At 32.2% G+C, this 13,351-nt stretch carries 12 protein-coding genes; 10 read left to right on the forward strand and 2 right to left on the reverse strand.

Features of this window, described 5'->3' with window-relative positions:
• Positions 1-76: 76 nt before the first annotated feature.
• Entirely contained in the window at positions 77-2,497 is a 2,421-nt protein-coding gene (gene lon, locus CKBE_RS02030; RefSeq protein ID WP_015237929.1) for an endopeptidase La, read from the forward strand.
• Positions 2,498-2,547: 50 nt separating this feature from the next.
• Here lon and CKBE_RS02035 read toward each other — a convergent pair whose 3' ends face one another.
• Positions 2,548-3,753 (reverse strand): amino acid aminotransferase, encoded by a 1,206-nt coding sequence (locus tag CKBE_RS02035; protein ID WP_015237930.1) that lies wholly within the window; start codon positions 3,751-3,753, stop codon positions 2,548-2,550.
• A gap of 68 nt (positions 3,754-3,821) precedes the next feature.
• Here CKBE_RS02035 and uvrB point away from each other — a divergent pair, with 68 nt between their 5' ends.
• The 9 genes from uvrB (at position 3,822) to fdx (ending at position 11,733) form a co-directional block, all read left to right on the forward strand.
• Complete coding sequence (gene uvrB, locus CKBE_RS02040; RefSeq protein WP_015237931.1) at positions 3,822-5,837, forward strand: excinuclease ABC subunit UvrB; 2,016 nt, start codon at positions 3,822-3,824, stop codon at positions 5,835-5,837.
• Positions 5,838-5,854: 17 nt separating this feature from the next.
• On the forward strand, positions 5,855-6,319 hold the full coding sequence (locus tag CKBE_RS02045) for a low molecular weight protein-tyrosine-phosphatase (RefSeq protein ID WP_015237932.1): 465 nt from the start codon (positions 5,855-5,857) through the stop codon (positions 6,317-6,319).
• A gap of 120 nt (positions 6,320-6,439) precedes the next feature.
• Positions 6,440-6,940: an Rrf2 family transcriptional regulator gene (locus tag CKBE_RS02050; RefSeq protein ID WP_015237933.1), complete on the forward strand. Its 501-nt coding sequence runs from the start codon at positions 6,440-6,442 to the stop codon at positions 6,938-6,940.
• 26 nt (positions 6,941-6,966) lie between these two features.
• Positions 6,967-8,184 carry an IscS subfamily cysteine desulfurase gene (locus CKBE_RS02055; RefSeq protein WP_015237934.1) on the forward strand — a complete coding sequence of 406 codons (1,218 nt, stop codon included), beginning with the start codon at positions 6,967-6,969 and terminating at the stop codon, positions 8,182-8,184.
• A gap of 27 nt (positions 8,185-8,211) precedes the next feature.
• On the forward strand, positions 8,212-8,598 hold the full coding sequence (iscU, locus tag CKBE_RS02060) for a Fe-S cluster assembly scaffold IscU (RefSeq protein WP_015237935.1): 387 nt from the start codon (positions 8,212-8,214) through the stop codon (positions 8,596-8,598).
• A gap of 17 nt (positions 8,599-8,615) precedes the next feature.
• The gene (locus CKBE_RS02065) at positions 8,616-8,939 is read left to right on the forward strand and encodes a HesB/IscA family protein (RefSeq protein WP_015237936.1); all 324 of its coding nucleotides are present in this window, start codon (positions 8,616-8,618) and stop codon (positions 8,937-8,939) included.
• Positions 8,940-8,954: 15 nt separating this feature from the next.
• Positions 8,955-9,476 carry a Fe-S protein assembly co-chaperone HscB gene (gene hscB / locus CKBE_RS02070; RefSeq protein ID WP_015389991.1) on the forward strand — a complete coding sequence of 174 codons (522 nt, stop codon included), beginning with the start codon at positions 8,955-8,957 and terminating at the stop codon, positions 9,474-9,476.
• A 52-nt stretch (positions 9,477-9,528) separates the two neighbouring features.
• Positions 9,529-11,373: a Fe-S protein assembly chaperone HscA gene (hscA, locus tag CKBE_RS02075; RefSeq protein ID WP_015237938.1), complete on the forward strand. Its 1,845-nt coding sequence runs from the start codon at positions 9,529-9,531 to the stop codon at positions 11,371-11,373.
• A gap of 21 nt (positions 11,374-11,394) precedes the next feature.
• The gene (fdx, locus tag CKBE_RS02080) at positions 11,395-11,733 is read left to right on the forward strand and encodes an ISC system 2Fe-2S type ferredoxin (RefSeq protein ID WP_015389993.1); all 339 of its coding nucleotides are present in this window, start codon (positions 11,395-11,397) and stop codon (positions 11,731-11,733) included.
• Positions 11,734-11,785: 52 nt separating this feature from the next.
• Here fdx and lysS read toward each other — a convergent pair whose 3' ends face one another.
• Positions 11,786-13,312: a lysine--tRNA ligase gene (gene lysS / locus CKBE_RS02085; RefSeq protein ID WP_015237940.1), complete on the reverse strand. Its 1,527-nt coding sequence runs from the start codon at positions 13,310-13,312 to the stop codon at positions 11,786-11,788.
• Between the last annotated feature and the right edge of the window lie 39 nt (positions 13,313-13,351).

A 13,351-nucleotide genomic window follows, 5' to 3' on the forward strand; every position in this document is an offset into this window, starting at 1 on the left:
ACATTATCGATTAGAAGTCAGTTGTTAAATTACAATTTCCATAAACTAGTATTTTTATTATCTCAAGGATGTGCTTATGTCGGACAGCAAGCCTGTTCACTCAGAACCTGTAGGTTTACCGTTGCTACCATTGAGAGATGTAGTTGTTTTCCCTAATATGGCTATACCTTTATTTGTGGGAAGATCTCGCTCTATAAAAGCTCTTGAAATAGCTATGGAAGCTGGCAGGAAAATAATTTTAGTAACTCAAAAGTCTGCTAGCAAAGATGATCCTGATGTGGGAGATTTATATAGGATAGGTTGTTTAGTTAATATTTTACAGATGCTGAAGCTTCCAGATGGCACTGTTAAAGTTTTAGTAGAGGGTATTCAACGTGTATCAATTACAACCATCGATAATCTAGATACTCATTTTGTTTGTAATATTGATTATATAAGTAATGTTGATATTGATAAAATAGAGTTAGAAGCATTGCGTCGTGCTCTTACAGAGCAGTTTGATGAGTATCTTAAACTAAATAAAAAAATACCTTCAGAGGTTATTTCTTCGTTATTTGATATAAAAGAGGCCGAGCGTTTAGCATATACTATAGCTGCACATCTACCTATTAAGTTAGAAAATAAGCAGGGAATACTTGAAACCATTTCTTTATCAGAGCAAATGGAGTTATTACTGTCTTATATAGATATGGAAATAGACATTCTACAAGTTGAGAAAAAAATACGTGGTCGAGTAAAGAAACAAATGGAGAAGAGCCAGCGAGATTATTATCTTAATGAGCAATTTAAGGCCATTCAGAAAGAACTTGGCGAAGGTGAAGATAACGGATTAGAGGAATTAGAAAAGAAAATTAATTCTGCTAATTTGTCCAAAGAGGCCTGTAAAAAAATTGATTCTGAATTGTCAAAGTTAAAATTGATGTCCCCTATGTCGGCGGAGGCAAATGTAATTCGCAATTATATAGAAACAGTAATAAATTTACCTTGGAAAAAAAAGAGCAAGATAAATATAAATCTTATAAATGCTGAAAGTGTTTTGGATAATGATCATTACGGGCTTGAGAAAGTAAAAAATCGTATTATTGAGTATCTGGCTGTTCAAAAACGTGTTAAAAAATTAAAGGCTCCTATCTTATGTTTAGTAGGGCCGCCTGGAGTTGGTAAAACTTCCTTAGGTCAGTCTATTGCTAGAGCAACCAATCGTAAATTTGTAAGAATGGCTTTGGGTGGTGTTAGAGATGAGGCTGAAATTAGAGGTCATCGCCGTACATATATTGGGTCTATGCCAGGTAAAATCTTACAAAATATATCAAAAGTAGGGGTTAGCAATCCTTTGTTTTTGTTAGATGAGGTAGATAAAATTGGTATGGATTTTAGGGGTGATCCTGCTTCAGCTCTATTGGAAGTATTAGATCCGGAACAAAACAATACGTTTCAAGATCATTATGTAGAGGTTGATTTTGATCTTTCTGATGTAATGTTTGTAGCTACTAGTAATACATTCAATATACCACCTGCATTATTAGATAGAATGGAGATAATCAGTCTATCTGGATACACAGATGATGAAAAATTACATATAGCTAGATATCATCTTTTGCCAAAGATAATGAAAAACAATGGAATTTTAGAAGACGAATTAAATATAGACGATTCTGCGTTAATAGGCATAATACGATATTACACTAGAGAAGCCGGTGTTCGTTCTTTAGAAAGAGAGATAAGTAAAATATGTCGTAAAATAGTAAGAAAAATTTTGGAAAATAGTGAAAAAGGTGAGATTAATTCGTTAATTGATATTAATTCTAATAATTTGGAAGAGTATTTAGGAGTTCGTCGATATGACTTTGACTCTGTGGATCATGAGAATAGAATAGGTCAAGTAACAGGTCTAGCTTGGACTGAGGTTGGTGGAGACTTATTAACTATTGAGGTGGCAGATGTTTCTGGAAAAGGAAACATATTACGTACAGGATCATTGGGTGAGGTGATGAAAGAGTCAGTAGAAGCTGCTCGTACTGTGGTTAGATCTCGATTGAGTTCATTTGGTTTGCAAGACGATGTATTTGATAAAAGAGATATGCATTTACATGTTCCTGAAGGAGCTACTCCTAAAGATGGTCCATCTGCAGGTATAGCCATTGCCACTGCCATGGTTTCTGCCTTAACAAGAATACCAGTCAGATGTGATGTTGCTATGACAGGTGAAATTACTTTGAGAGGTGAGGTTCTTCCAATTGGCGGATTAAAGGAAAAGTTATTGGCTGCTCATAGAGGAGGGGTTAAGATAGTTTTAATACCTAACGATAATATAAAAGATCTATCTGAAATACCTGATTCTATAAAAGGAAGATTGGAAATAATTCCTGTAAAATGGATAGATAAAGTTTTGGAAATAGCTTTAGAAAGAGCTCCTGAATTTATAAATGAGACACATACAAGAAATAGAAGTTGGAATAAAAGCACAAAAAACAGCAACAAAGTAACAAAACATTAAGAAACGCATGAGCAGGTAATCTTTAGGCTTTATTCCTGCTCATGTTCTAATTATTTATCTAATACCTGAGAGATACTTGATGCAACTAAATCAATATTATTATCATTGAGAGCGGCAACGCATATCCTACCACTGGACACAGCATATATTCCATATTGTTCGCGAAGAATATCAACTTGATGAGATGTTAGTCCAGAATAAGAAAACATTCCTCTCTGATCTAAGACAAAACTAAAATCTTTTTTACTGCTATGCTTGCCAATTTTGTTAATAAGGTTTTTACGCATAAGCTTAATTCTATTCCGCATATCTGATAATTCATTCTCCCATATTTCAAAAAGATCATCAGAGCTTAATACATGATTAACTATGCTAGCACCATGTGTAGGTGGGTTTGAATAGTTGCTTCTTATTAATCTCTTAATTTGGCTAAGCGCTCTATTTGTTTCATCCCTGTTATTTGTTGTTATTGTCAATGCCCCAACGCGTTCTCCATATAATGCAAATGATTTTGAGAATGAAGAGCTGATAAATGATGGTATGTCCATATCTGAAAACATTCTAACAACATATGCATCTTCAGATAACCCATCTCCGAAACCTTGGTATGCAATATCTAGAAATGGTATTAAATTACGTTCTTTAATTGTTTCTACTATTTCTCTCCATTGTTTTACAGTAGGATCAATGCCAGTAGGATTGTGGCAGCAAGCATGTAGTACTACTATTGTTCCACTAGCCGTAGTATTTAAGCTTTCAAGCATCCTATCAAATGCAATATTGTTATTGGCTGGGTCATAGTATGGGTATGTATCAACCAAGAATCCTGATTTCTCAAATATAGCTCTATGATTTTCCCAACTAGGGTTGCTGATTAAAACTTTTGAATTAGGTAACAATTGATACAAGAAATCTGCTCCAATTTTTAGAGCTCCAGTTCCACCAAGAGTTTGTACTGTTAATGCACGTCCCTCTTCAATTTTATTAGAATTTTCTCCAAATAATAATTTCATTGCATTTTTATTATAGTTTGAAATACCATCAATAGGTAAATAGCCCCTAGGTAGTTTTTTTGACGCAAGAAATGCTTCAGATTTACACACTGCTTCCATTAATGGGATTCTACCATCTTTGTCGTAGTATACGCCAACACCTAGGTTTACCTTATTTAATCTATTATCTGAATTAAATTTTTCGTTTAGCCCCAATATAGGATCACTAGGTGCTAGTTTGACAGATTTAAATATATCTTTCATGATGCTCATCAATGTTATAGATTTAGTATAATGGATTTAATCAATACCTTTACAATTTAAAGTCTAACATGACAAATAATAGATTTGTACCTTTTTCTAACAATAGTATATTCAATCTTTCTAAGCCATATAAGCCAGCAGGTGATCAGCCAGAGGCAATTGTTAAATTGATAAATGGCATATCAGATGGTTTACATTACCAGACCCTTTTGGGGGTTACTGGTTCTGGTAAAACTTATACTATGGCTAATATTATAGCAAGTATTGGCAGGCCATCTCTAATATTAGCTCCTAATAAAACATTAGCAGCGCAATTATATTCTGAGATGAGAGACTTTTTTCCTAATAATGCGGTTGAATATTTTGTTTCTTATTACGATTTTTATCAGCCAGAGGCATATATAGCATCAAAAGATATCTTTATAGAGAAAGATGCGCGTATTAATGCACATATAGAACAGATGCGCTTATCAGCAACTAAAAGTTTAATAGAGAGACGAGATACGATTATAGTAAGCACAGTATCTTGTATATATGGTATTGGTGACATGTCTTGTTATAACTCGATGGCTTTTTCTTTGCGTTTAGGCAACTTGGTCTCAAGAGATAATTTTTTTAAAAACTTAATAGATATGCAGTACACTAGAAATGATATAGAATTTTCTAGATCCACATTCCGTGTTCGTGGTGAATATATAGATATTTTTCCGGCTGAGAACTTTGATTTAGCCGTAAGAGTTTATCTTGTCGATAATGAGATAAAAAAATTATCACTATTTGATCCAGTTATCGGCAAAATGCTTAAGGATATATCTCGTTTTGCTTTGTATCCCGTTTCTCACTATGTTGTTCCAAGAGAAAAAATATTATCTGCTATAGATTCTATAAAAGAAGAGTTAAGAGAGCAATTAAAATTCTTAGTAGATAATAATAAATTGCTAGAGGCAAAACGTTTAGAGCAAAGGACAAGATTTGATTTAGAGATGTTACAGGAGACAGGTTTTTGTAAGGGTATTGAGAATTATACAAGACATTTATCTAAATTATTGCCAGGATCTCCTCCGAGCACTTTGATAGGTTATTTACCGTCAGACGCTATTATATTTATTGATGAAAGTCATATAACATTAGGGCAATTATCAGGTATGTATTATGGAGACAGATCGAGAAAAGAAACATTGGTGCGGCATGGTTTTCGTTTGCCATCAGCCTTAGATAATAGACCTTTAAAGTTTGAAGAGTTTGAGAATATAGTCAAACAATGTATTTTTGTTTCCGCAACTCCTTCTGATTATGAGAGAGAACATTCTAGTAATATTGTAGAGCAACTAGTTAGGCCAACAGGGTTGGTAGATCCGATTGTTGAAGTTAGACCAGCTAAGACGCAGATTGACGATATTTTATTGCAAATAAAAAGAACAGTTATATTAAAAGAGCGAGTGTTTGTTACAACATTAACAAAACGGATGTCTGAGAATTTAACTGATTTCTTAAAGGATAATGGTATAAAAGTTAGATATTTGCATTCAGACATAGATACTGTTGAAAGAGTGGAGATATTAAGAGATTTACGCATTGGATCTTTTGATGTTTTAGTAGGAATAAATCTTCTGAGAGAAGGATTAGATATACCTGAGGTGTCTTTGGTCGCAATCATGGATGCAGACAAAGAGGGTTTTTTAAGATCTGAGCGCAGTTTAATTCAGACTATAGGTAGGGCAGCTAGGAATTTAAATGGACATGCAATATTGTATGCTGACAATATAACTAAATCAATGAAAAAGGCTATAGAAGAGACTAGAAGAAGAAGAGAAAAGCAATTAGAGTTTAACTCTATACATGGCATTAAAGCAATTGGTATTAAGAAGGATATAAGGGAACTTATAGATGGAGTAGTTGTTAATAACAAATCATTAAAAGTTGATATTAATAAGAATATTGTAAAATCGCATAAAAAATTATCAAAGGAGATTAAACGATTAGAGAAGTCTATGATTGATCATGCTAATAAGTTGGAATTTGAGAAAGCAGCAGAAGTTCGTGATTCTTTAAATGCATTAAAAGAACTTCTTTTATTTGGCTAGAAACTTGAGGTTATGATGTGAATAATGTTCTTTTTGTATGCACTGGTAACATTTGCCGTTCCCCAACAGCAGAAGGAGTATTTAGAAAATTATTACTAGAGAAGAAAATAGCAGTAGAGTTTAATGTTGATTCTGCAGGAACTCATTCATATTATGTTGGAAGAAAGCCTGATGAGCGGGCAAAAATGGAAGCATTGTTAAGGGGTTATGATATTAGTAATCATGTAGCAAGGCAGTTAGAAAATATTGATTTTTTATGTTTTGACTTGATACTGGCTATGGATTTTAAGAATATCCAATATATGAAAGAAATTTGTCCTAATGAATATTTTTATAAGGTAAAACTTTTGACTAATTTTTCTAATTATTATAGAAATACTGAAGTTCCCGACCCTTATTATGGCAACAGGAATGGGTTTAAATTAGTTATAGATTATATTGAAGATGCTTGTAATGGTTTGATAGATTATCTTAATTTTTAGCTATCTCTAGTTTAAATACCTTTAATTATTATTTGCTGATTTATTCCTTATAAAAACACTCTGGAATTATGTTATAATGTAGAAAGAATATAGATATGGAGTTGCTTATGGAATTTTATAATGCGATTAACTACTAAGGGTCGTTTCGCTGTTACTGCTATGTTAGATTTGGCATTAAATCAAGATGCTGGTAGGGTTAGTATAGTTTCTATTAGTAAGCGTAATAATATTTCTCTATATTACTTAGAGCAGTTGTTCATTAAGTTAAGAAAGTGTTCTTTAGTCATTGGGATGCGCGGTCCTAGCGGTGGTTATTATTTGGCAAGGTTGCCGGACAATATAACATTAGCAGATATTATATGCGCTGTTGATGAGTGTATAGATTCTACCAGTTGTGGAGGAAAGATTAATTGCATAAAAGATGAATTAACAGGCGAATATAAAAAATGTTTAACTCATGACCTATGGTCTGATTTAAATAGGAAAATGTTTGATTATCTTAACTCTATTTCTTTGTTAGACCTCATGATGATCCATCATAAAGGTTTGAATCATTTAGGTTATAAGGAGTATGAGATATCTGTAATAAAAAATCCCAGATGTAATTTGTCACCTGTATAAGTATTTATAAGAAATTGAAGGTTATTATGGCAAAAAATAAATTCCCTATATATATGGATTATTCTGCTACTACCCCTGTAGATCCAAGAGTGGTAGAGAAAATGATACCATGGTTATATGATAATCCTGGAAATCCTGCATCTAGAAGTCATAGTTTTGGATGGAAAGCAGAAGAGGCGATAGAAAGAGCTAGAGAAGAGGTTGCGGATTTGGTTAATGCTGATCCTAGGGAAATTATTTGGACATCTGGAGCAACTGAATCTAATAATCTAGCTATAAAAGGGGCTGCAAATTTTTATTCAGGAAAAGGTAAGCATATTATTACGATAAAAACAGAACATAAAGCAGTATTAGATACTTGTCGTAACCTTGAGAAACATGGTTTTGATGTTAGTTACCTTAATGTTATGAGTAATGGGCTCTTAGATCTTGATTATTTTAAGGATTCTATTAGAAAGGATACCATATTAGCATCAGTGATGTTGGTTAATAATGAGATTGGAATTATTCAGGATATAGAATCAATTGGAAAAATATGTAGAGATAAGGGAGTTATTTTTCATGTGGATGCTGCTCAAGCATCTGGTAAATTATCAATAAATCTACAAAAAATGCCTGTAGATTTGATGTCTTTTTCTGCTCATAAAGTATATGGACCTAAAGGTATTGGCGCTCTATATATTTGTCGCAAGCCTAGAGTTCGTGTTGAGGCGCAAATTCATGGCGGAGGTCACGAGCGCGGTCTTAGATCAGGAACATTAGCAACACATCAGATTGTTGGAATGGGAGAAGCATTTCGCATTGCTAAGACAGATATGAATATGGATAATGTACGTATAGCTTCATTAAGGGACAAATTGTGGGCAGGGATTTCTGATATAGAGGATGTATATATAAATGGTAGTATTGAGCATAGTATTCCTCATAACTTAAATGTAAGTTTCAATTATGTGGAGGGTGAGTCGTTAATTATGGCATTAAAAAATCTAGCCGTTTCTAGTGGATCTGCATGCACTTCAGCCAGTTTAGAGCCATCATATGTATTACGGGCTTTAGGCAGAAGTGACGAATTAGCTCATAGTTCTATACGTTTTACTTTAGGAAGATTTTCTTGCGAGAATGATATTGCATTTGCTATTCAAGAGTTGAATACGCATGTTAGTAAATTAAGAGAAATGTCGCCTTTATGGGAGATGGTTAAAAGTGGTATAGATTTGGAATCTGTTCATTGGTCATCTCATTGATATTTAGTTTTTGAAAGGATATTACTTATGTCTTATAGCAATAAAGTTTTGGATCATTATGAAAATCCTCGTAATGTTGGGTCTTTTAGTAGAGAGGATGATTCTGTTGGTACTGGCATGGTTGGAGCTCCTGCTTGTGGCGATGTTATGAAATTGCAAATAAAGGTTAATTGTGATGGTATTATCGAAGATGCTTGTTTTAAAACCTATGGCTGCGGTTCTGCTATTGCTTCTAGCTCGTTAGTGACAGAATGGATTCTAGGCAAATCTCTGACAGAAGCTTCACAAATTAGCAATATGCAAATAGCAGAGGAGTTGGCATTGCCCCCTGTAAAAATACATTGTTCTATACTAGCAGAAGATGCTATTAGATCGGCTATACAAGATTACAAGTTAAAAAATAAGATAGATTAATACTTAAGAGATGAAAAATGTCTATAAATTTGACTGAAAATGCTGCTTCACATATAGATCGTTTTTTAAAAAAACGAGGGAAAGGGATCGGTTTGCGAATGAAAGTTCAAATAAATGGATGTTCTGGTCTTTCCTATAAGATCGAGTATGTTGATGATTTTAATCAAGATGATATAATTTTTGAAAATTTTGGAGTAAAGATTTTTGTTGATCCAGATAGCTTTATTTATTTAGATGGAACGATACTTGATTATGTTAGAGAAGGATTTAAAGAGGGGTTTAAATATGTTAATCCTAATGAGAAGTCCAAATGTGGTTGTGGCAAGTCATTTATGGTATAAAAATTAATTTTAGTCATGCAGCATTTAAATTATTTCAGTACATTCGGATTGCCTATTTTGTTTTCTATAGATCAAGATGACTTAGAAAAAAAATGGAGGAATTTGTCTTGTATTATTCATCCAGATAGGTATGTAGATTCTGATGATATTGATCGCAAAGCTTCCATAGAAATGGCATCATTCTTAAACAAAGCCTATAAGATTCTAAAGGATCCTATATTACGTGCTAGTTATATATGTGAAATCAATGGTATTGATTTCGAAAAAAAGTTTAATGCCTCTAGCGTTGTTTTTCTGGAACAGCAATTAATATGGAGAGAATCTATTGACAGTTTTTCTAGTAGTAAAAATCTTGATGGTTTAAAAAAACTAGAAATAGTGCTTTGTAAGGAAAGGGATGAAAGACTTGAAACTTTATCTGTCTTATTAGATCATTCTTCTGATTATATAAATGCTAGTGTTTTAATTAATGATCTAAAGTTTATTGATAAAATTTTTAATGATGTCACAGAAAAAATTCTTTTTCTTTGTGATTAATAGATTCTCATGTTGATGCAGTATTAATTCAATAAAAATAAAGTTTATATAGATGGAACTATTACAAATATCCGAGCCTAGTGGTCAGTTTTGTGAAAAACACAAGAAAATAATTCTTGGCATTGACTTAGGAACTACAAACTCTTTGGTTGCTTTTATAAATGATAATGATTCGCCAGAAGTTTTATGTGATGATTTTAACAGATCACTATTTCCATCAGTTGTTGGTTTCCTCGATGATGGAAAGATGCTAACTAGTCACAAGGCATTCGAACTAAATAGTAATGAAATTGTATCTTCTTTTAAAAAATTTATGGGAAGATCTTTTGAGGACTCAAAATATTTACACTCCACTTATGAGTTATTAGAAAAAGAAGGAATTTTAAAAATTCATACCTCATATGGCGATTTTACTCCTTTAGAATTGTCATCTAAAATATTGAGCCATTTATATAAAATTGCCATAAATAGGATAGGGAGAGAGGTTAAAGATGTTATTATCACTGTACCTGCCTATTTTAATGAAACCCAGCGCCAAGATACTATATTAGCAGCAAGATTAGTAGGTTTAAACGTGATACGTTTGTTGAATGAGCCAACGGCTGCTGCTATTGCTTATGGTATTGGTAATTTAAAAGAAGGCATATATGCTGTATTCGATTTAGGTGGCGGCACGTTTGATATTTCTATCTTAAAATTAATGGAAGGTGTTTTTGATGTTATAGCTACTTCAGGGGATAATGCATTAGGAGGAGATGATTTTGATTTAGCTATAGTTGATTATGTTATAAATCTATTTACTAAGAATGAAGTTTCTTTTGAAGAAAAGAGTAATTTAATGAGGATAGCAAAAGAGACAAGAGAATGTTTGACTAATAATGATTCGGCTCTTTTCTATACTCCATCAGAAATTGGAAGTCATATAGAAATAAGCAATAGCACTTTCTATGAAATAGTTGATCCTCTAATAAAGAGGATCTCTAAATGTATTAAAAGATCATTAGTAGATGCTAAACTACGTATTGATGATATTTGTGGAGTGATAATGGTAGGTGGTTCTACTAGGATGCCTATAGTACGTGATTTTGTATCTAATTATTTCAAGAAGAAGGATCTATTATCTAATATTGATCCTGATAAGGTTGTTGCTATTGGGGCAGCTCTATATGGTGATATGTTATTAAACAGAAATTCTTTAAGTAAGGAATGGCAACTTTTAGATGTTACTCCTTTATCTTTAGGGATAGAAGTTTCTGGTGGATTAGTAGAACGCATTATACATAGGAATAGCAAAATTCCTGTTTCTCACTCTCAAGATTTTACTACCATGAGAGATGGTCAGACAGCAATGAAAATCCACGTTCTTCAAGGTGAGAGTGATGTGGTAGAGAAATGCCGTTCTTTATCCTATTTCGAATTGAACAATATTCCAGCAATGCCTGCTGGTAAAGCTCGAATTAATATAACTTTCCAAATAGATTCTGATGGTTTATTATTGGTGTCAGCTAAAGAAAAAAGTACTGGCTTAGGATCAAGCGTGATTGTCAATAATTTGAATAGAATGTTACATGAAGATATAAGAAGTTTACTTCAATCTGATAATAACAACTTAGAAAATAAAGATTCTTCACAATTACACAAATTAAAATCAAGACTTAGAAGCTTAGTAAACTCAATAAATAGCATACTTGATGCAGACTATAGTTTGATAGGCGATCACGAGTCATCTTATATTCAAGATAGAATTATGATTGCGAATAAGATGTTGAATGCTCAGGATATCAACTCTAATAAACTAATGGATGATATAAATTATTTCTCATTATTAGCTGAGAATTTTGCAAAATTAAAGATTAATAGGAGTCTTCAGGAGACCTTATTAAATAAAAAAATTTAATTATCAATATAGTAAAAATATATGACGAAGATAACAGTGCTGCCTAATAAAGATATATGTCCATCAGGCATTGTTATAGATAATGTTCCTGATGATGTTTCTATTTGTAAGATTTTACTAGATAATGATGTCAATATAGAACATGCATGTGGCATGGTAGGAGCTTGCTCCACTTGTCATATTATAATAAAAGAAGGGTTTTTATCACTAGAGAGATCATCTGATTTGGAAGATGATATGTTAGATAAGGCTTGGGGATTATCTTCAAATTCTCGCTTAGCATGTCAATGTAAAGTTTCTAAATCTGATTTATCTATTGAGATACCTAGGTATACCGTAAATCATGCTAAAGAAAAGTAAATATTAATAACACAGACCAATAAACTTTAGTATGTGTTATTAATGGCTAATATTATCTTTCTCTGAGATGAGGGAATAATATTACGTCTTTTATGTTTGATTTGTTTGTTAGTAGCATTACTAACCTATCTATTCCTATACCGCATCCACCTGTTGGTGGCATGCCATATTCTAAGGCTGTTATATAGTCAGAATCAAAAAACATCTCATGACTATCATCTATATTTTCATTTTTACTATCTGCTTGCTCCAATAGTCTTTTTGCTTGTTCTTCTGGGTCATTTAACTCAGAAAATCCATTGGCTATTTCTTTACCAGATATGAATAATTCAAATCTTTCAGTTATTTTTTTATTCGCGTCTGACTGCCTTGCTAATGGTGATGTTTCAACAGGGTAGTCTATTATATATGTTGGATCCCAAACTTTTTCTTCTGTTGTTTTTTCAAAAAAACATAATTGCAGCTCTCCTAATTTAGAAAGCATTAGGAAATCTTTGGAAATCTTATTGTCAATTCTATGTAGTTCTTTTTGTAAAAACTTATAATCATTAAGCTGTTCTAGATCATATTTATTGTTATATTTGCATATTGCTTCACATATACTTAAGCGCTCGAATGGCTTTGATAGATTTATAGTATTACCTTGATAATCTATATAATTTTTGTTATTTATGCTAATTGAAATTTCACGTATTAATAGTTCAGTAAAGTCCATCATCCATTTATAATCTGTATAAGTAGCATAAAATTCCATCATCGTGAATTCTGGGTTGTGTCTTGGGCTTGTTCCTTCATTTCTAAAGTTGCGATTTAATTCAAATACTCTATCAAATCCACCTACTATTAGTCTTTTTAAATATAATTCTGGAGCTATACGTAAGTACATATCCATATTTAGAGAGTTGTGGTGGGTAGTAAATGGCTTAGCAGCAGCACCTCCAGGTATTTTATGTAACATTGGTGTTTCAACTTCCATAAAACCTTCTTTAGACATATATTGTCTAATATTGGCTATTATTTTGCTACGCAATTCAAAGGTTTTTTTCGTCTCTTCAGATACGATTAGATCAATATACCTTTGTCTATATTTTATATTATGATCAGATATGCCATGAAATTTTTCAGGCAATGGTCTTATTGCTTTTGAGACTAATGATATTGATTTTACATTTATAGATAATTCCCCTTTATTTGTTTTAAAAACTTTTCCTTCTATTATTAATATGTCACCTAAATCAAATTGTTTGAAGTTATTGTAGGCTTCCTCTCCAATGTTTTTTTGAGAAATATATATTTGTATACGGTTTGTACTATCCTTAATTGTTGAAAAACTTGCTTTGCCCATAATTCTTTTCAACATCATGCGTCCAGAAATTTTAACTATTACATTTTCTAAATTAATAGCATCAGCATCTAGATCAGTATATTTATTTATAATATCTATGGTTTTTTTAGTTGGCGAAACATCATTTGGATATTCAAAACCTAGTTCTCTATATTTATTAAGTTTTATTCGTCTTTCTATAACAAGTTTGTTTTCGTCATTATCAGAATTTATAGAATCAATAGTATTAGTCATGGTTTTTCTTAATTAGTTTATTGTCAATATTTAAATTTT

It is taken from the genome of Candidatus Kinetoplastibacterium blastocrithidii (ex Strigomonas culicis) (assembly GCF_000319245.1).
Taxonomy (GTDB): Bacteria; Pseudomonadota; Gammaproteobacteria; order Burkholderiales; family Burkholderiaceae_B; genus Kinetoplastidibacterium; species Kinetoplastidibacterium blastocrithidiae.

Coding starts and splice junctions, on each gene's coding strand:
- hscB (WP_015389991.1), top strand. CDS start 8,955: ATGCAGCATTTAAATTATTTCAGTACATTCGGATTGCCTATTTTGTTT.
- lysS (WP_015237940.1), bottom strand. CDS start 13,312: ATGACTAATACTATTGATTCTATAAATTCTGATAATGACGAAAACAAA.
- hscA (WP_015237938.1), top strand. CDS start 9,529: ATGGAACTATTACAAATATCCGAGCCTAGTGGTCAGTTTTGTGAAAAA.
- CKBE_RS02035 (WP_015237930.1), bottom strand. CDS start 3,753: ATGAAAGATATATTTAAATCTGTCAAACTAGCACCTAGTGATCCTATA.
- CKBE_RS02050 (WP_015237933.1), top strand. CDS start 6,440: ATGCGATTAACTACTAAGGGTCGTTTCGCTGTTACTGCTATGTTAGAT.
- fdx (WP_015389993.1), top strand. CDS start 11,395: ATGACGAAGATAACAGTGCTGCCTAATAAAGATATATGTCCATCAGGC.
- CKBE_RS02065 (WP_015237936.1), top strand. CDS start 8,616: ATGTCTATAAATTTGACTGAAAATGCTGCTTCACATATAGATCGTTTT.
- iscU (WP_015237935.1), top strand. CDS start 8,212: ATGTCTTATAGCAATAAAGTTTTGGATCATTATGAAAATCCTCGTAAT.
- uvrB (WP_015237931.1), top strand. CDS start 3,822: ATGACAAATAATAGATTTGTACCTTTTTCTAACAATAGTATATTCAAT.
- lon (WP_015237929.1), top strand. CDS start 77: ATGTCGGACAGCAAGCCTGTTCACTCAGAACCTGTAGGTTTACCGTTG.
- CKBE_RS02055 (WP_015237934.1), top strand. CDS start 6,967: ATGGCAAAAAATAAATTCCCTATATATATGGATTATTCTGCTACTACC.